Raw genomic sequence first — 17,056 nt, forward strand, 5'->3', positions numbered from 1 at the left:
GACATCTCCCCCGCAAGGGGGGAGATCAGCAGCTTCCAGAGAGGGGTGTCTCGCACCAGCGTCACGATCAGCTATGCGCTGACTACTTCAAAAACCCGTTCTTCTTCAAAAAGTCCTCGGCAACGCCCTTGACCGGCTCGCCTCCGACCTGGACGCGGCCGTTGAGTTCCTGCAGCGTGACGAGGTCGAGCTTGGCGAACACCGGCTTCAACAGCGTCTCGATCTCCGGATGCTCTTTCAGCACCGCTTCGCGGATGATCGGCGCCGGCTGGTAGACCGGCTGCACGCCCTTGTCGTCGGCGAGCACGACCAGGCCGGACGGCGCGATGCCGCCGTCGGTGCCGTAGACCATGGCGGCGTTGGCGCCGTTGGTCTGGTTGGCGGCAGCACCTATTGTCGCGGCGGTGTCGCCGCCCGAAAGCGTGATCAACTGCTCGGGCTTCAGCGTGAAGCCGTAAGTGGTCTGGAACGCCGGCAGGGCTGCCGCCGAATTGACGAACTCAGCCGACGCCGCCAAAACCACCGTGCCGCCGCCGGCGACGTATTTGCCGAAGTCGGTCAGGGTCGCCAGCTTGTTGGTCTCGGCAACCTCCTTGCGCAGCGCGATCGCCCAGGTGTTGTTGGCCGGTGACGGCGACAGCCAGACGATCTTGTTGGCATCATAGTCGAGCTTCTTGGCGGTCTCATAGGCCTTGGCGGCATCCTTCCAGACCGGATCGTCGGCCTTCTCGAAGAAGAAAGCGGCATTGCCGGTGTACTCGGGATAGATGTCGATCTCGCCGGCAGTGATCGCCTTGCGTACGACCGGCGTGCCGCCGAGCTGGATGCGGTCGGTGGTCTTGATGTTGTTGGCGTTGAGCACAAGCTGGATGATGTTGCCGAGCACGCCGCCCTCGGTGTCGATCTTCGAGGAGACGACCACCTGGGCATTGGCGGAGGCGGCCGTGATGCCGAGCGCCAACGCCGCCCCGGCCAGAATCTTGACTGAAAACATTGTGAAAACCCCTTGCTTTGGACCGAAATGCGGTGGCCGCATATGAGCATGGCTCCAACGCCCCGTCGGGGCACACGGTTTCATAACAATGGGTACAGACGCAATAATTTTGTGCGGTCGCCGCGATTTCGGCCGACGCCATGCTGACAGGTCGTGCCAAGCCAAAGATAGAACCGGATCAGGCGCGGGCTTTGCGTGATCCGGTCAGTTTGAGCGCGCCAAGGGCGACGAAGCAGAGGGCGACGACCGGGAAAACCAGCCAGTTCAGCATCTCCCAGCCCCACGCATTGTAGATGGCGCCCGACATTAGCGAGGCGAAGGCGACGGAGCCGAACAGGACGAAGTCGTGGAAGCCCTGCACCTTGCTCTTTTCGGACGGATGGTAGCTGTCGGCGACCATGGAGGTGGCGCCGATGAAGGCAAAATTCCAGCCGAGGCCAAGCAGGATCAGCGCCGTCCAGAACTGCCATAGATGCAGGCCGGACAATGCCACCGCGGCGCAGCCGATGAGCAGGACCAGGCCGGTTGCGACGATGCGTTCGGCGCCGAAGCGATGGATCAGCGATCCGGTGAAGAAGCTCGGCGCAAACATCGCCATCACATGCCAGGAAATGCCGAGCGTGGCGTCGTCCGTCGACAGGCCGCAGCCGACCATGGCCAGCGGCGCGCCGGTCATGACGAAACTCATCAGCGCATAGCTGCCGACGGCGCAAAACAGTGCCGCGACGAAACGCGGCCGGGTGACGATCTCGGACAGCGGCCGCGCGTCGCTTGACGCGACTTCCGCGTGGCCGGGAGCCTTGGCCGGGATGCGCAGGAATGACAGGATGATGGCGCCGGCCGCCGCCAGAACCGGAATGGCCACGAACGAGCCGGCAAACATCACCGGCGCCAGCAATTCGCGGGTGAAGATGACGATCTGCGGCCCGAGGATCGCGGTGATGACGCCGCCGGCCAGCACGAAGGAAATGGCGCGCGCCTTGAATTCGGGCGGAGCATTATCGGCGGCGGCGAAGCGGAACTGCTGGACGAAGGCGCCGCCGACGCCGATCACCAGCAGCGCGAAAGCGAACAGCCAGAAGCTGGCGTGGAACAGTGCCAGCGTGGAGATGACGCCGCCAAGCGCGGTCACGATGGTGCCGGTCATGAAGCCGCCGCGCTGGCCGAGCCAGCGGATGATGGCCGCGGCCGGCAACGCGCCGAGCGCCACGCCGATGTTGAAGCCGGTGATTGGCGCCGTTGCCAGCGACTTATCGGGGCCAAGCAGATATTGCCCGGCCAGCCCGCCCATGGAAATGGCAATCGGCGCGGCCGAACCGATAATCGCCTGCGACGTCGCCAGGATGATCGCCGTGCGGCGCGCTTCCCTTGCTGCGCCGGGGACGGTGCCGGTCACAATGCGTCCTTGCCGCGCCCCTCGCCCCGCACCCGGCGCGACACACGGTCGAGCACGGCGTTGGTCAGCTTCGGCTCGTCTTCCTCGTAGAAGGCCTTGGCGATGTCGACATATTCCGAAACGATGACGGCCACCGGCACGTCGTCGCGCTTCATCAGTTCGTAGACGCCAGCGCGCAGGATGGCGCGCAACGTCGAATCGAGTCTGGACAGCGGCCAGTCTTCCGTCAGCGCCTGGCGTATGATCGGATCGATGGTCGTCTGGTTCTCGACGACGCCGGCCAGGATGGCGCGGAACCACTGCGCGTCGGCCTCCCGATAAAGCGCGCCGTCGACTTCCTTGCCGAGCCGGAACGCCTCGTATTCGGCGGTGATCTCGAAGACGCCGCTGCCGGCCACGTCCATCTGGTAAAGCGCCTGCACGGCGGCCAGACGGGCGGCGCCACGCTTATTGGCATGGCGTGTCGCGGGCTGGCCGGGCGAAGCGGGTTCGCTCACGATTGCGCTCCCAGCTTCTCCTTGAGCGCGATCATGGTCAGCGCCGCGCGCGCGGCAAAGCCGCCCTTGTCGCCCTCCGAGCGCTTGGCGCGCGTCCAGGCCTGCGCGTCGTTCTCGGTGGTCAGGATGCCGTTGCCGATCGCAATCGCTTCCTGCACCGAGAGATCCATCAGCGCGCGGCTCGATTCATTGGCGACGATGTCGAAATGATAAGTGTCGCCACGAATGATGGTGCCGAGCGCGACAAAACCATCATAGTCCTTGCCGCCCTCGCCCATGCCGTCGAGCGCAAAAGTGATCACTGCTGGAATTTCCAGCGAACCGGGAACGGTGATGACGTCATAGGTCGCGCCGGCTTCGTCGAGCGCGCTCGTCGCGCCGTCGAGCAGCGCGTCGGCAAGATCGTCATGAAAGCGCGCCTCGATGATCAGAAGGTGGGCCTTCTTCTTCGGGCGAATGAACGCTTTGCCGTGTTGGGATGTGCCTGCCATGAATGTCTCCGGGGGTAGCCGGTGACTTAGGCCGAAGCCGGTTTGATCGCAAGCGGAAGATTGCTGGAGGTGAGGCCGTCAGATACCGGTAGCCTCGCGATACCGACGCACTGTGTCGCGAAGACGATCGTTTATGGGCTGAGCATTGATCAGAGCTTCAGGGAAAACCTTGCGATCGTTGACCGACAAACTGAGGCCGAGCGCGTCCTCAGTGTGGAGCTCTTCCCGCTGCCCGAAGTGAATTTCGTCTCTTGTCATCACAAACCTTCCTTCGCGGCCTCGACCAGCCGCGCGGCGTAGCGGGCCATGGTGTCGATCTCGAGGTTGACCTTGTCGCCGACCTTGCGCTCGCCCCAGGTGGTCACGGTCAGCGAATGATGGATCAACAGCACGTCGAAACGGGCGCCTTCGACCTTGTTGACGGTGAGTGAGGTGCCGTCGAGTGCGACGGACCCTTTGGGCGCGATGAATTTCGCCAGTTCGCGCGGCGCCTCCAGCGTGAAGCGAACGGCATCGCCTTCATCCTTGCGCTCGGCGATTTCGGCCATGCCATCGACATGACCCGACACGATGTGGCCGCCGAGTTCGTCGCCGATCTTCAGTGCCCGCTCGAGATTGACCTTGGTGCCTGATTTCCAGCCCGACGCCGTGGTCAGCCTCAGTGCCTCTTCCCAGGCTTCGACCTCGAACCAGCGGGCGTTCGAGCCGCCATCTGGCAGCGCCGTCACCGTCAGGCAGACGCCGCCGCAGGAGATCGAGGCACCGATGGCGATCGTCGCGGGGTCATAGGCGGTGTCGATGCGCAGGCCGACGCCTTCGCTCAGCGGCTTGACGGCCGCGACGGTGCCGATATCGGTGACAATTCCAGTGAACATTTCAGATATCTCTCACCCATTCGGCATAGCTGTCTTCCCCGAAGCGCATCTCGCGCAATTTGCGGAAGCCTGCCGGGATATGGTTGGCGTCGATGGGCGATGCAATGCCGCCCTCGCCGATCGCTTCCGGTCCCTGGAACAGCACGATGCGGTCGATCAGTCCTTCGGCGAGGAAGGCGCTGGCCACCTTGGCGCCGCCTTCGACCAGAACGCTGGCCATGCCGAGCGCGCCGAGATCCTCGAGCAGTTCCGGCAAGGCCACGCCGCCTTCATGGGTTTCGGTGCCGATGAAGCGCACGCCGGCACGCTCCAGCACCGACCGCCGTAGCGGATCAGCCTCCAGGCTCGCGGCGACATAGAGCGGCACCCGGTCGGTGCCGGAGACCAGCTTCGAGGCTTCCGGCAGCCTGATCTGGCGGTCGAGCACGATGCGCGCCGGCGAGCGGTTCTCCAGCCCCGGCAGCCGCACGGTGAGCGCGGGATCATCCTCCAGCGCCGTGCCGATGCCGACCAGTATGCCATCGGCTTCGGCGCGCATCAGATAGACTTCGCGGCGGGCGATATCGCCGGTGATCGCGACCTGGCCGGCGCCATGCCTGCCGATCTTGCCGTCGCTGGAAAGCGCAAGCTTCAGAATCACTTCCGGACGCTTTTTCATGGATCGAATCAAATAGCCGGCCATCTGCTCGGCGGCTTCCTCGACCAGCACCTTTTCGACCACTTCGATGCCGGCGGCGCGCAGGATGGCATAGCCTTTGCCGGAGACGCGCGGATCGGGATCGCTGGCGGCGCCCACCACCCGCGCCACTCCGGCATTGACCAGCGCGTTGGCGCAAGGCGGGGTGCGGCCATGGTGGGCGCAGGGCTCCAGCGTGACATAGGCCGTGGCGCCCCGCGCCAACTCGCCGGCTTCAGTCAGCGCCTCGGTCTCGGCATGCGGCCGGCCGCCAACGGCGGTGACCCCTGTGCCGACGATCATCGGGCCGGGGCCATCGTCGCGAACGATGATGGTGCCGACCGAAGGGTTGGTCGAGGTGCGGCCGGCATTTCTGCGCGAGAGCCTCAGCGCTGCCGCCATGAAACCGCGATCGAGAGCCTGCTGATCGGCCTTCCCTGACGTTTGGGTTGCCATGCTCAGCCGGCGTCCTCTTCGCTCTTCAGCTCGTCGCCCTTGAGCTCGTCGCCTTTGAGCTCACCCAGCACATCGTGGAAATCCTTGGCCTCACGGAAATTGCGATAGACAGAGGCGAAGCGGACATAGGCGACGTCGTCGAGCGACTTCAGCGCTTCCATGACGAGCCGGCCGACCTCGCCCGAGGCGATTTCAGTCTCGCCGGAGCTTTCGAGCTGGCGCACGATGCCGGTGACGGCGCGGTCGATGCGCTCGGGATCGACATTGCGCTTGCGCACCGCGATCTCCACCGAACGCAAGAGCTTGTCGCGGTCGAACGGCACCTTTCTGCCGGACTTCTTCACCACCACGAGGTCGCGCAACTGGACGCGCTCGAAAGTGGTGAAACGGCCACCGCAATCGGGACAGACGCGCCGCCGGCGGATCGCGGCGCCATCCTCGGCGGGGCGCGAATCCTTCACCTGCGTATCTTCGGACTGGCAATAGGGACAGCGCATGGAGAGCCTTCAGGTTGGCGATTCTGGCGGAACGATAGGCTTAGAGGTTTTTGCCGGGACGGCAAAGGTTCGGCAACGGCCGCTCGCGCCCTCAGAGATAGCGAGGCGGGAGGAAAATTGCCAGCCGCGCCAGATATGTCAGGGGGCGACGTCCTTGGTCGGGAAGCCGCAGGACGTTCCGAGGTTGCGGTAGGCCTTGGTGAAGCCATCCATCGGGATGCTGGCGACAGCCTGCTTGCCGAACGTCACATCGAGCGAGATGACCTGGCGCATGGCCCGCAACAAAGCGAGACTGGTCTTGACCTGGTTGTCGACGGTCCAGCTCGGGCGGCCGGCATCATTGGAATAGACGGTCGCGGAAACCTTGACGCCGGGGTCGCCAAAGGTCGCGGCGATCTTCTTGCCGGTCGGCAGGTCCTTGTTGGCGATCGTGAACATGATCGCCGGATAGGCATCGGGCGGCAGGGCGTCGCCAGTCGAGATCGAAAGCGTCAGCGTGCCGGCATTGCCGTTGCCGTCGAGAAAGGCCGTGGAGGCCGCACAGGTCTTGTGCGAATCCTGGCCGGTGTCGAGCGCATCAATGATGGTGGTCCACCTGCGAAAGGTGTTGGTGCCCGGGATATCCGTGCCCGGCTGCGTCTGCTCCTGGGCGATCGCGCCCGACACGGCGACAGCGGCAAGCGAGCCGAGAAAGGCCAGAACGGCAGGATGGAACATGCGCATCGTCAGATCTCCAACAGGCCGCGCCGCCCGAACAGCAACCGGCGCAGAGCGCGGGATAAAAGACGAAGCGCCGCTGGCGGTCAACCGAGATAGGGATAGAGCGGGAAACGATCGGTCAGCGCCACGACCTTGGCCTTCACCGCCGCCTCGACCGCCGCATTGCCTTCGTCGGAATTGGCGACCTTCAGCCCGTCCAGCACTTCGGCGATCAGCTTGCCGATCTCGCGGAACTCGGCATGGCCGAAGCCGCGCGTGGTGCCGGCCGGCGTGCCCAGACGCACGCCAGAGGTGACGAAAGGCTTTTCCGGATCGAACGGGATGCCGTTCTTGTTGCAGGTGATGTTGGCGCGGCCGAGCGCTGCCTCGGCGCGCTTGCCGGTGGCGTTCTTGGGCCTGAGATCGACCAGCATCAGATGATTGTCGGTGCCGCCGGAGACGATGTCGAGGCCGGTTTCCTTGAGGCTCGACGCCAGCGCCTTGGCGTTGGCGGCGACGCTCTCGGCATAGAGTTTGAAACTCGGCTTCAGCGCCTCGCCAAAGGCGACCGCCTTGGCGGCGATGACATGCATCAGCGGCCCGCCCTGCAGGCCGGGGAAAACCGCCGAGTTCATCTTCTTGGCGATGTCCTCGTCATTGCACAGGATCATGCCGCCGCGCGGGCCGCGCAGCGACTTGTGCGTGGTTGTGGTGACCACATGGGCGTGCGGCAGCGGTGACGGATGCACGCCGCCGGCAACCAGGCCGGCGATATGGGCCATGTCGACCATCAGATAGGCGCCGACCGCATCGGCGATCTCGCGAAAGCGCTTCCAGTCCCAGATGCGCGAATAGGCGGTGCCGCCGGCCAGGATCAGCTTCGGCTTGGTCTCATGCGCGGTCTTTTCGATCGCGTCCATGTCGAGCAGATGGTCGTCCTTGCGCACGCCGTAGGAAATGACCTTGAACCATTTGCCGCTCATGTTGACGGGCGAGCCGTGCGTCAGGTGGCCGCCGGAATTCAGGTCGAGGCCCATGAAGGTGTCGCCGGGCTGCAAGAGCGCCAGGAAGACCGCCTGGTTCATCTGGCTGCCGGAATTCGGCTGGACATTGGCGAAGTTGCAGCCGAACAGCTTTTTGGCGCGCTCGATGGCGAGTTCCTCGGCGACGTCGACGAACTGGCAGCCGCCATAATAGCGCTTGCCCGGATAACCCTCGGCGTATTTGTTGGTCATGATCGAGCCCTGCGCCTCGAGCACGGCGCGCGAAACGATGTTTTCCGAAGCGATCAGCTCGATCTCGTGACGCTGGCGGCCAAGCTCGTTGCGGATCGAGCCGAAGATCTCCGGATCGGCATCTTCCAGCGTGGTTTCGAAGAACGATTCGAACTTGTTCGACGCTGCCGCTGCAGTTGCCATCGCCTGAAATCCTTCGGTTCGGGGCATTTATCTATGCATATCGTTGCCCCGAAACCGCTGCACGGTTCCGGGCGACATGCATTGCCGCGCCATTAACACAGTTGTTTTCGCCTCGCCACGTTTGCAGCGCGAAATTTGCTGGCCGGATTGCGCCAGAGCGGCCCTGAACCGCTATTTTCGCTCCTGCCGCCCCTGCAGCAAGGCTTCGGTGAGCGTGATCTCGGTAAACAACGCCCTCGCCGTGTGGTCGTTGATCGCGCCGCTGCTTAACATGTCGCGCACGGCGGTGCGCTCGGCCTCGATGCCGGCAAGCCGCATTTCGAGCTCCAGCCGCCCGGCTTCGCGGGCCTCGGCCCGGGCGTCATCGGCCTCGTCCGAAGTGGCGATGCGGCGCCGGTAGCCGGCGACGATGTTCTCGGCGGCGGCAAGCCTGGCGCATGGCCGGCACCACCAGCCCCGCCTCATGGGACTTCGAACGGAAAGGCCACCTTGCGGTGGCCTTTCCTAAATGAGATCAGCCGCTTAGAGCGAAGAGGTGATCTGCAGTTCGCTGGCGCCATCGAGCGCGTAGACGTCGTCGCGGAACTGCACGACGCCCGGACCCGTCGACCAGGCCGACACATAGAGGAAGTGGACGGGAACCGGGTTGACGACCTGCACCGGCGTGTTCTCGCCGGTCTTGATGGTCGCCTCGAAATGCTGGCGATCCCAGCCGGGTGTGTCGCGCAGGATCCATGTGACGAGGTCGCGCACGTTCTGGACACGCACGCAGCCCGAGGAATCGAAGCGCATCATCTTGCCGAACAGGCTCTGCTGCGGCGTGTCGTGCATGTAGACGCCGTCGGGGCTGGGGAAGTTGATCTTCACCGAGGCCATGGCGTTGCCGGAACCCGGATCCTGGCGGAAGCGGTATTTTGCGGCATCATCCGTCGACCAATCGACAGTCATCGGATCGACTTCGCTGCCATCCGGCGCAAACAGGCGGATATGGCTGTCCTTGAGATAGTCGGGGTTCTTCCGCATCAGCGGAATGATGTCCTTGCGCACGATCGAGACCGGCGCGTTCCAGTAAGGATTGACGATGATCTCGTTGATCTTGGAATTGACCACCGGGGTCTGGCGGTCGATCTTGCCGACGATTGCGGTGTGGCGCAGCACGACGCGATCGTTCTCGACCGCCTCGATCTGTGCCGCCGGGATATCGACCAGCACATAACGGCTGCCCAGCGTGCCGGCCTTTTCGCGCAGGCGCTCCAGGTTGGTCTGCAGCTGACCGAGGCGGATCTGCGCCGAAACGTTCATCGCAGCATAGGTGTATTTGCCCATGGCGCCGTCGGCCGGCAGGCCATGGCGCGCCTGGAAGCGCTTGACCGCGGCGTCGACGTAGGAATCGAACGACGTCGAAATGCCGGCGCTCTGCGCCAGGTCGCCCGAAACCATCAGCCGCTTGCGCAGCGGCACCACGTCCGGATCGTCGACGCCAAGCTGCAGCTTCTTGGTCGCCGGCACCTCGCCCCAGCCGCCCTGGGCGACGATGTTCTGATACTGCGCCACCGCCTGTTCGGTGAAGGCGACCGTCTGCAGGCTGAAGATCGGCAGCGTCGAGGCGACCTTGCCGCCCTCCGAGGCGCGGGCATCGAACTGGTCGTCCCAATTGCCGCGGCCCGACGATTTCAGGATATCGTCGATCACATCCTGCGCGCTGGCGGCATTGGCAACCATGGCAACGGCGAGCGCGGAAGCTCCGGAAAGGAAAAGGCGGCGGCTGGTTCTCATGGACGTTCCAGACATTCTTGTCGTGTTTGGCTTCTAGCGTTTGGCTGTTGCAGCGTTCGGCTACGTGCTCGATCCTGGGCGATATCGCCCGCACTCTAAAGTTGGCACTGTTAACAATTAGCCAACCATGACCTGCATCACTGAGCCGTGAAAAGCGGACCGCGATGCGACATTACAGGCGCGCGAACAGCTTTCGCCGCCGCATCACCCGCATCCCCGCTTCCACCGCGAATATGGCGGCAACGTGGCTTACGCCGAATTTGGAAGCGCCGGCGGCTCGAAAAGAAAAGGCCGGTGCTTTTCGGCACCGGCCTGTTGGCTGAGACTTTCCTCCGGCCGCGCTTCTACCGGCGCAGCTGCTATTCAATGGCCCGCTGATTACATCCGGTAGGCGATGGTGTCGTTCCAGAAGCGGTCGAGGCGCTGCAGCGCGCGGTTCATCTGCTTGAACTCTTCGCTGTTGATGCCGCCGACCTGTTCGATCGAGCCGACATGGCGCTCATAGAGACCGGCGACGACTTCCGCCACTTCATTGCCCTTCGGCGTCAGCGAAACGCGGACCGAACGGCGGTCGATGCGCGAGCGCTGGTGGTTGATGAAGCCGAGATCGACCAGCTTCTTCAGATTGTAGGAGACGTTCGAGCCGAGATAGTAGCCACGCGAGCGCAGCTCGCCGGCGGTCAGTTCGGAATTGCCGATATTGAACAGAAGCAGCGCCTGGATGGCATTGATGTCGGAACGGCCGTTGCGGTCGAACTCGTCCTTGATCACGTCAAGCAGACGGCGATGCAGACGCTCCACCAGCTGCAGCGATTCCATGTAAAGCGAACGGATAGCCTCGCGGCGATCGTCGGATACGTTGGCGGTCTTCGCCGCCGGACGCGAATTGATCATTGTCTTTGCCTCTCGTTTGTCGCCCTGGTGATTTTTTGTTTTTCACCTTGATTGCGACACTATCGAATACTCATAAAATTCGACTTAAACGCTAGGGCTAACAAGAGCTTACCGGTAATAGGTTTCGCAAGACGCTTAACGAACGGTCACCCGAGCAAGGATAATTAACCTAAAGATTTAGCCAATGGCTGCGGGGCGGCGTTTCAGGCGCGCGCGGGGCGCTTGCGCATCCAGATGACGATGCGGAAGGCGATGTAGAGCAGCGCGACCGCGGCATGCGAGAAGACGATCAGCGGCCGGTGGCCGTACAGATCGGGGAAGCCGGCATACATGATGGTCTCGGTGACAGCACAGATGAACCAGATCACCGGGCCCCACGACGCCAGCATCCACAGGCCGGCGGCGGCGAAGGGGAAGAACACGGCCAGCATCACCGCCACGACCTGCCAGTGCACCGGCATCAGGTCGAAGCGCCACAGCGGGCCGGGATAAAAGCCGATCAGCCGGATCCAGTACAGGATGCCGAACAACAGGCAGTAGCCCGCTATGACGCGCTGGAACCAGGCGAAGATGATCTCGACGCCCGAGGGCTGCAGCACGATACGCCGCGACGTGACCTCGCTCACAGTTCGAGCTCCCGTTCGAGCGGCGCGAAATAGGCGTCCACCGAAGCAGCGTCAACCTCGGCCAGGCTTGCCGGCCGCCATTGCGGCGTCGAACCCTTGTCGACGAGGACGGCGCGGATGCCTTCATAGAAGTCGTGCCCGGCCAGCATGCGGTTGAGGATGCGGAACTCCATCTTCATGCAGGCTTCCATCGACAGCGTCAGCCCGGCGCTGATCTGGCGCCACGCGACATTGAGGCTGGTCGGCGAGCGGGTGCGGATGGTGGCCAGCGTCTTGGCGGCAAACTCGTCGGCGCCTGCCGCCCGCTCCAGGCTCTCGAGGATTTCGGCGAGCGAGGGTTGGGAAAAATGCCGGGCAATGGCTTCCAGCACCGGCTGGCCGGTCTCCCGCCTGGCCGGCACGAAAAAGCCGCGCAGCACCGATTCCGGATCGCCATTGGCGCAGAGCCGATCGAGAAAGGCAGCCTGGTCGGCGGCCTTGATGGTGTGGGTGGCCAGGCCAGACCACAGCGCATCGCCATAGCGAATGCGGTTGCCGGTCAGCGCCAGATACATGCCGAAGCTGCCGCCAAGGTCGGGCAGAAGATGGCTGCCGCCGACATCGGGGAAGAAACCGATGCCGACTTCGGGCATGGCGAACTGGGCGTTCTCGGTCAGCACACGCTGCGAACCGTGGAAAGAGATGCCGACGCCGCCGCCCATAACGATCCCGTCGATCAGCGCGACATAGGGCTTTTTGTAACTGTTGATGCGGGCGTTGAGCCGGTATTCGTCGGCGAAGAACTCGACCGGCGGCTTTCCGGCGCGGGCCTCGTAGACGTGCATGATGTCGCCGCCGGCGCAAAACGCCCTGCCCTCGGCCTTGACGATGACGACATCGACGCCGGTATCGCGCTCAAAAGCGTCGAGCGCCTTGTCCAGCGCCTTGATCATGCGATGTGTCAGCGCATTGAGCGCCTGCGGCCGCGTCAGCGTGACGACGCCCGCCTTGCCCAACCGTTCGAAGCGGATCTCGTCGCCGCCGCCAAAATCCATCGTCAGAGAATCCCTCCCCGCGCCTGCGGGACTGAAGTGCTAAAGGTGGCGCATGGGTGCGTCAACCGGCGGGCGCGGTTTGGATTTTCGCAAGGGAACGCAACCGTGCTTTGCCCCCCGCAGAAAAGCGCGCAGAATTGCCGGGCGAAACAGCCTTTCTTCTGATGCAGGGACAAACGCATGACGCTTGAAACCGCAGCGCCGAGCCATGGCTGGGAGATGCGAAAAAGTTCGACCCGGATGATGTTCTCAGCCGCCCGCTGATGGCCAATCTGGCGACCGTGACGCCTGACGGCGCGCCGCGCAACGCGCCGATGTGGTTCATCTGGGAGGACGCTGCAATCTGGCTGCTCGGCTCGACCGGGGCAAGTGCTGTCAAACACCTCGAACGTGACCCGCGCGCGCCGTGGAGATCGTCCATTTCGACAATGAGGCCGGCATCCTGCTGCATCTCGGCCTGCGCGGCTCCGCCACCATCGAGCCGATGGCGCCGAACCGCTTCAAACGGCTGCTGCACAAATATCTCGGCCCGGAGGCGACCTGGAACCGCTGGTTCATCGACAATGTCGCCGACATCGGCCATCCGGACGGGCGCCTGATCCGGCTTGCCCCGAAGAGCATCTTCACCAACAATGTGTCGTTCTTCAAAACCGGCCCCGAGCTGGCGTGGCCGCCGAAGCCGTAAGCAGCGCGTTATCGACTGGCACAATCGTGTCGCATTGGTCAGCGGCAAGGCCTCGTGGTAAAAGCCGCCTCGACCCGGAGTTTTTGCGATGAACAAATTCACCCCCGCGACGAGCAACAAATTCGCGCCGGCAAAGCCCGGCGGTGCGCGCAGCGTCGACGAGATCACCGGCAGCCGCCGCTTGCGGCGCATGCGCAAGGCCGACTGGTCGCGCCGCCTGGTGCAGGAAAACCGGCTTACGGTGAACGATCTGATCTGGCCGATCTTCGTCATCGACGGCAAGAACACGCGCGAGCCGATCGCCGCCATGCCCGGCGTATTCCGCCTGTCGCTGGACCTCGCCGTCAAGGAGGCCGAGCGGGCCGCTAAGCTCGGCATTCCGGCGATCGCCACCTTCCCCAATGTTGAACTCAGCCTGCGCGACCTGACGGGATCGCACATCCTCGACCCGGAAAACATCATCAACCGCGCAACCCGCGCCATCAAGGACGCGGTGCCGGAGATCGGCATCATCACCGATGCCGCGCTCGATCCGTTCACCTCGCACGGCCATGACGGCATCTTGCGCGACGGCATCATCGTCAATGACGAGACGGTGGAACAGGTGACCGCCGCGGCCGTCATCCAGGCAGCGGCCGGCGCCGACATCATCGCGCCGTCCGACATGATGGACGGCCGCATCGGCGCCATCCGCGACGCACTCGACGCCAACGGTTTTTCGGATGTGGCGATCATGTCCTATGCGACGAAATTCGCCTCCGCCTTCTACGGCCCCTACCGCGAGGCGGTCGGCACCGCGGGCCTGCTCAAGGGTGACAAGAAGACCTACTATCTCGACCACGCCAATTCCGACGAAGCGGTGCGCGAGGCCGAGCAGGATATCGCCGAGGGCGCCGACATGCTGATGGTCAAGCCCGGCCTGCCCTATCTCGACATCATCCGCCGGCTGAAGGACGAGTTCCAGATGCCGACCTTCGCCTACCAGGTGTCAGGCGAATATTCGATGATCAAGGCGGCGGCCGCCAATGGCTGGATCGACGGCGAAAAGGCAATGCTGGAGAGCCTGCTCGCCTTCAAGCGCGCCGGCTGCGACGGCATTCTGACCTACTTCGCGCCGGAAGTGGCGCAAATGCTGAAGGGATAAATTCACTCCAGCACATAACTCTCTTTGACATTTCTTGTTTCGAAGTCCAGCCGACCACGCCCGCAAACCGACATGTCTTGGAACACGTCGGGATTCTTGATGCCTGCTTCGACACAGGCTTCTCTCAATTTGGCGGTGCAAATGACGATGCCCATGTTCTTCTGTTTGAAGATATGCGCATCGCCAACAATCTCCTCCTTGAAATAGAAGCACGCGCCTCCGGCGCGGTCGTAGTGGACGCCTCCATTCTCGCCGATCAAAAGCCTAAACTTCGACGATTCGAGATCCACGGCATCAATCTTGCGAACGATGTCGCAAAGGTAGTGCTTTGGTTCGATCGGCTTTCCGCTCAAATAGAATACGTCGCAGTCGTTAAACACGACCCCATCGGGGTCGACTGACTGCAGAACGTCCTTCAGGCGCTCGGATACAAGCCAGTAACAATGAAAATCTTCTAAGTCTTTTGGTGGCCTGCAATAGTCTGTCGCTTCAGGCCGTAGCCTGGGCGTCTCCGGGTACTCAGGAAAGCCGTATCCCCCAAACTCCGTCGGCCCGAGCAGTATGCGGGATGGCGGCACCAAAGCTTGGGCGTTTTCCAGCTGAAGACAATGGGACCCGCCGCGATATGTCGGTCCGATCTGGAAGAATTTTCCATGTTTCTTGAATTTCGCCTCTTTGCGGAAAACCCGCTCTGGGACTTGAGCTGGCCTATTCTGCGGGCGGTTCCGGTTGGCAAACAGTTTTGCAATGAGTGAAATAATGGTCACGTGCGCGCCTGCTCAGTCTACCGACTTTCGAGTTCAAGACTAAATCGCGTGAGAGTACCCGTCCACCTGCTTCGCGCCCGAAGTGGCGCAAATGCTGAAGGGCTAGCCGGAACCCGGACTTTCCGGGTTCCGGCTTTTCCTCACGCCTTTGGCAAATAAGGAATCGTTCCGGCGAGATCGGTATCGTCGATCAGCTGGAAGCGGCTGTCGCTGCCCTTCCGGCGCTCCGCCACAAACGGGGCGTATTGCGGATCGTTGGTGAAGGCCTCGGCTGCCTTTGCCGACGGAAACGCCATGATGGCGATCAGGCTGGTGTCGAGCGGCTTGCCCTCCAGCGTCTTCACATTGCCGCTGCGGGCGAGATACTTGCCGCCATGCTTGTGGACGAGGTCATGCACCGAAGCGGCATAGGCCGGCACCCATTTGTCGTCCTTCACCTTGATGTCTGCGATCACGTAAGCGGTCATTGTCCAACTCCTCATGGATCGGCACCGGACTGCCCGGTGACGTGACCGCTGCCTCGCATGGCGGCGCCGGACCGCTCCAGTCACAGAACTGTACCGGGGGTGCCAGTACAGCTTCTGTACTGGCTGAACTCAGGTTTTCTGAATAAGGTCCGGCAACATCTTTTGGAGCTCACCACATGACACAAGCCGGTTACAAGCAATTCTGCCCGCTCTCCATGGCCGCCGAGCTGCTCTGCACACGCTGGACCATGGTGCTGCTGCGCGAACTGGTGGCGGGATCGACCCGCTTCAACGATTTGCGCCGCGGCGTGCCGAAAATGTCGCCAACCCTTCTGTCGCAACGGCTTAGGGATCTCGAAGCGGGAGGCATCGTCGAGCGGACCGAGATCGCGACCGAGAAGGGCGTGTTCGAATACCGGCTGACCGAGGCGGGCCGGGATTTGCGCCCGGTTGTCGAGGCGATGGGGTTTTGGGGCCAGAAATGGGTCGAGGCCAGGCTGTCGCTCAAAAACCTCGATCCGTCGCTGCTGATGTGGGACATGCGGCGCAATCTGAACCCCAGTCCGCTGCCGGACGGGCGCACCGTGATACAATTCCTGTACCATGACCTGCCGGCGTCAAAACGATCGTGGTGGCTGATCGTCGAAAAGCAGGGCGAGGTCGATCTTTGCTGGTACGATCCGGGCTTCGACGTCGATCTCTACGTCTCGACCGATCTGTGCACCATGACCTCGATCTGGATGGGGCTGACGACAGTTCACAAGGAACGCGACAAGATCAGCCTGACCGGCGATCTCGACGTCGCCGGCAAGATGCAGATCTGGCTTGGGCTCAGCCCGTTTGCGGTGATGCCGAAGCGCGTGGCGGCTTGAGGTCCCTGCGCATTCCACAGATCGGCTTGCCTCTAAAAATACTAGTTTCAAAATGCAATCAGTTTGAATACTGATTGCAAATCACAACTGGTCACCGAAAGGGAGTCTCCATGTCCAAACTTCGCGTCAATGCCTTCACCTTGTCGCTCGACGGTTTCGGCGCCGGTCCTGACCAGGACCTGCAAAATCCGCTCGGCGTTGGTGGCGAATATCTGCACAAATGGATGACCGGCACCCGCACCTTCCATGAGATGGTCGGCAAGGATGGCGGCACCACCGATGTGGACGACCGGTTCACTGTCCGCAGCTTCGACAATGTCGGGGCCTGGATCCTCGGCCGCAACATGTTCGGCCCAATCCGCGGCGAATGGCCAGACGAGAGCTGGAAAGGCTGGTGGGGCGACAACCCGCCCTATCACGTGCCGACCTTCGTGCTGACCCACTACAAGCGCGACCCCATTGTGATGGAAGGCGGCACCGTTTTCCACTTCGTTGCCGGCGGCATCCACGCCGCGCTCGAACAAGCAAAGGCCGCGGCCGGCGGCAAGGATGTCCGCGTCGGCGGCGGCGTTTCCACCATCCGGCAATATCTGCAAGAGAAGCTCATCGACGAGTTGCATCTGGCGGTGTCGCCGGTGTTGCTCGGGAGGGGCGAGAGCCTGTTTGCCGGGCTGGATATGCTGAAGCTGGGTTACCAGTGCACCGAGCAGGTGGCGACAGCGCTCGCCACGCATGTGACGATCAAGCGGGTGTAGTGGCGAAGTGATAGGCGCAGGCTTCTTTCTCCCCGTT

At 62.9% G+C, this 17,056-nt stretch carries 21 protein-coding genes and 1 pseudogene; 5 read left to right on the plus strand and 17 right to left on the minus strand.

What is annotated here, in order from left to right; all coding sequences use genetic code 11:
* Positions 1-82: 82 nt before the first annotated feature.
* The 15 genes from osmF to NKI61_RS14125 form a co-directional block, all read right to left on the minus strand.
* On the minus strand, positions 83-994 hold the full coding sequence (gene osmF, locus NKI61_RS14055) for a glycine betaine ABC transporter substrate-binding protein OsmF (RefSeq protein WP_023689505.1): 912 nt from the start codon (positions 992-994) through the stop codon (positions 83-85).
* A gap of 178 nt (positions 995-1,172) precedes the next feature.
* Positions 1,173-2,390, minus strand: coding sequence for an MFS transporter (locus NKI61_RS14060; protein ID WP_023705069.1), 1,218 nt, complete (start codon positions 2,388-2,390; stop codon positions 1,173-1,175).
* The gene (nusB, locus tag NKI61_RS14065; RefSeq protein WP_023669355.1) at positions 2,387-2,887 is read right to left on the minus strand and encodes a transcription antitermination factor NusB; all 501 of its coding nucleotides are present in this window, start codon (positions 2,885-2,887) and stop codon (positions 2,387-2,389) included. Before nusB ends, NKI61_RS14060 begins: the two co-directional genes overlap by 4 nt.
* Complete coding sequence (gene ribH, locus NKI61_RS14070) at positions 2,884-3,378, minus strand: 6,7-dimethyl-8-ribityllumazine synthase (RefSeq protein WP_023669354.1); 495 nt, start codon at positions 3,376-3,378, stop codon at positions 2,884-2,886. Before ribH ends, nusB begins: the two co-directional genes overlap by 4 nt.
* A gap of 78 nt (positions 3,379-3,456) precedes the next feature.
* Positions 3,457-3,636 carry a hypothetical protein gene (locus tag NKI61_RS14075; RefSeq protein WP_352511371.1) on the minus strand — a complete coding sequence of 60 codons (180 nt, stop codon included), beginning with the start codon at positions 3,634-3,636 and terminating at the stop codon, positions 3,457-3,459.
* Positions 3,636-4,253 (minus strand): riboflavin synthase, encoded by a 618-nt coding sequence (locus NKI61_RS14080; RefSeq protein ID WP_023708666.1) that lies wholly within the window; start codon positions 4,251-4,253, stop codon positions 3,636-3,638. The genes NKI61_RS14075 and NKI61_RS14080 overlap by 1 nt, the downstream gene beginning before the upstream one ends.
* Position 4,254: 1 nt before the next feature.
* A complete protein-coding gene (ribD, locus tag NKI61_RS14085; RefSeq protein WP_352839817.1) occupies positions 4,255-5,385 on the minus strand; it encodes a bifunctional diaminohydroxyphosphoribosylaminopyrimidine deaminase/5-amino-6-(5-phosphoribosylamino)uracil reductase RibD in 1,131 nt (376 codons plus the stop codon).
* Between the two features lie 2 nt (positions 5,386-5,387).
* Positions 5,388-5,882: a transcriptional regulator NrdR gene (gene nrdR, locus NKI61_RS14090; RefSeq protein ID WP_023669351.1), complete on the minus strand. Its 495-nt coding sequence runs from the start codon at positions 5,880-5,882 to the stop codon at positions 5,388-5,390.
* Positions 5,883-6,020: 138 nt separating this feature from the next.
* On the minus strand, positions 6,021-6,605 hold the full coding sequence (locus tag NKI61_RS14095; protein WP_023819340.1) for a hypothetical protein: 585 nt from the start codon (positions 6,603-6,605) through the stop codon (positions 6,021-6,023).
* Between the two features lie 80 nt (positions 6,606-6,685).
* Positions 6,686-7,999 carry a serine hydroxymethyltransferase gene (gene glyA, locus NKI61_RS14100; protein ID WP_352511375.1) on the minus strand — a complete coding sequence of 438 codons (1,314 nt, stop codon included), beginning with the start codon at positions 7,997-7,999 and terminating at the stop codon, positions 6,686-6,688.
* A 171-nt stretch (positions 8,000-8,170) separates the two neighbouring features.
* Positions 8,171-8,464 (minus strand): hypothetical protein, encoded by a 294-nt coding sequence (locus NKI61_RS14105; protein ID WP_352839820.1) that lies wholly within the window; start codon positions 8,462-8,464, stop codon positions 8,171-8,173.
* Positions 8,465-8,521: 57 nt separating this feature from the next.
* Entirely contained in the window at positions 8,522-9,775 is a 1,254-nt protein-coding gene (locus tag NKI61_RS14110) for a L,D-transpeptidase family protein (RefSeq protein ID WP_023708671.1), read from the minus strand.
* A gap of 378 nt (positions 9,776-10,153) precedes the next feature.
* Positions 10,154-10,669, minus strand: coding sequence for a transcriptional regulator LdtR (gene ldtR / locus NKI61_RS14115; RefSeq protein ID WP_023672997.1), 516 nt, complete (start codon positions 10,667-10,669; stop codon positions 10,154-10,156).
* A gap of 203 nt (positions 10,670-10,872) precedes the next feature.
* A complete protein-coding gene (locus NKI61_RS14120; protein ID WP_023672998.1) occupies positions 10,873-11,295 on the minus strand; it encodes a DUF6163 family protein in 423 nt (140 codons plus the stop codon).
* Positions 11,292-12,329, minus strand: coding sequence for an enoyl-CoA hydratase/isomerase family protein (locus tag NKI61_RS14125; RefSeq protein WP_023672999.1), 1,038 nt, complete (start codon positions 12,327-12,329; stop codon positions 11,292-11,294). Before NKI61_RS14125 ends, NKI61_RS14120 begins: the two co-directional genes overlap by 4 nt.
* A gap of 263 nt (positions 12,330-12,592) precedes the next feature.
* Here NKI61_RS14125 and NKI61_RS14130 point away from each other — a divergent pair.
* From NKI61_RS14130 to hemB, 3 genes and pseudogenes are all read left to right on the plus strand, one after another.
* Positions 12,593-12,673 (plus strand): annotated as a pseudogene (locus NKI61_RS14130) (pyridoxamine 5'-phosphate oxidase family protein); the annotation flags it as partial.
* A 62-nt stretch (positions 12,674-12,735) separates the two neighbouring features.
* The gene (locus NKI61_RS14135) at positions 12,736-13,014 is read left to right on the plus strand and encodes a hypothetical protein (protein WP_352839835.1); all 279 of its coding nucleotides are present in this window, start codon (positions 12,736-12,738) and stop codon (positions 13,012-13,014) included.
* Positions 13,015-13,102: 88 nt separating this feature from the next.
* Positions 13,103-14,158 (plus strand): porphobilinogen synthase, encoded by a 1,056-nt coding sequence (gene hemB, locus NKI61_RS14140; protein ID WP_027049604.1) that lies wholly within the window; start codon positions 13,103-13,105, stop codon positions 14,156-14,158.
* A 2-nt stretch (positions 14,159-14,160) separates the two neighbouring features.
* Here hemB and NKI61_RS14145 read toward each other — a convergent pair whose 3' ends face one another.
* Both NKI61_RS14145 and NKI61_RS14150 read right to left on the minus strand, forming a co-directional pair.
* Positions 14,161-14,925: an imm11 family protein gene (locus tag NKI61_RS14145; RefSeq protein WP_352625374.1), complete on the minus strand. Its 765-nt coding sequence runs from the start codon at positions 14,923-14,925 to the stop codon at positions 14,161-14,163.
* A 140-nt stretch (positions 14,926-15,065) separates the two neighbouring features.
* The gene (locus tag NKI61_RS14150) at positions 15,066-15,392 is read right to left on the minus strand and encodes a DUF1330 domain-containing protein (protein WP_023673003.1); all 327 of its coding nucleotides are present in this window, start codon (positions 15,390-15,392) and stop codon (positions 15,066-15,068) included.
* Between the two features lie 176 nt (positions 15,393-15,568).
* On the opposite strand from NKI61_RS14150, the gene NKI61_RS14155 reads away from it, so the two are divergent.
* Together NKI61_RS14155 and NKI61_RS14160 are read left to right on the plus strand one after the other, a co-directional pair.
* On the plus strand, positions 15,569-16,264 hold the full coding sequence (locus tag NKI61_RS14155) for a winged helix-turn-helix transcriptional regulator (RefSeq protein ID WP_023697455.1): 696 nt from the start codon (positions 15,569-15,571) through the stop codon (positions 16,262-16,264).
* A gap of 110 nt (positions 16,265-16,374) precedes the next feature.
* Positions 16,375-17,019 carry a dihydrofolate reductase family protein gene (locus tag NKI61_RS14160; RefSeq protein ID WP_023697456.1) on the plus strand — a complete coding sequence of 215 codons (645 nt, stop codon included), beginning with the start codon at positions 16,375-16,377 and terminating at the stop codon, positions 17,017-17,019.
* Positions 17,020-17,056 lie beyond the last annotated feature (37 nt).

Source organism: Mesorhizobium sp. M0514 (genome assembly GCF_040321145.1).
Classification (GTDB): Bacteria; Pseudomonadota; Alphaproteobacteria; order Rhizobiales; family Rhizobiaceae; genus Mesorhizobium.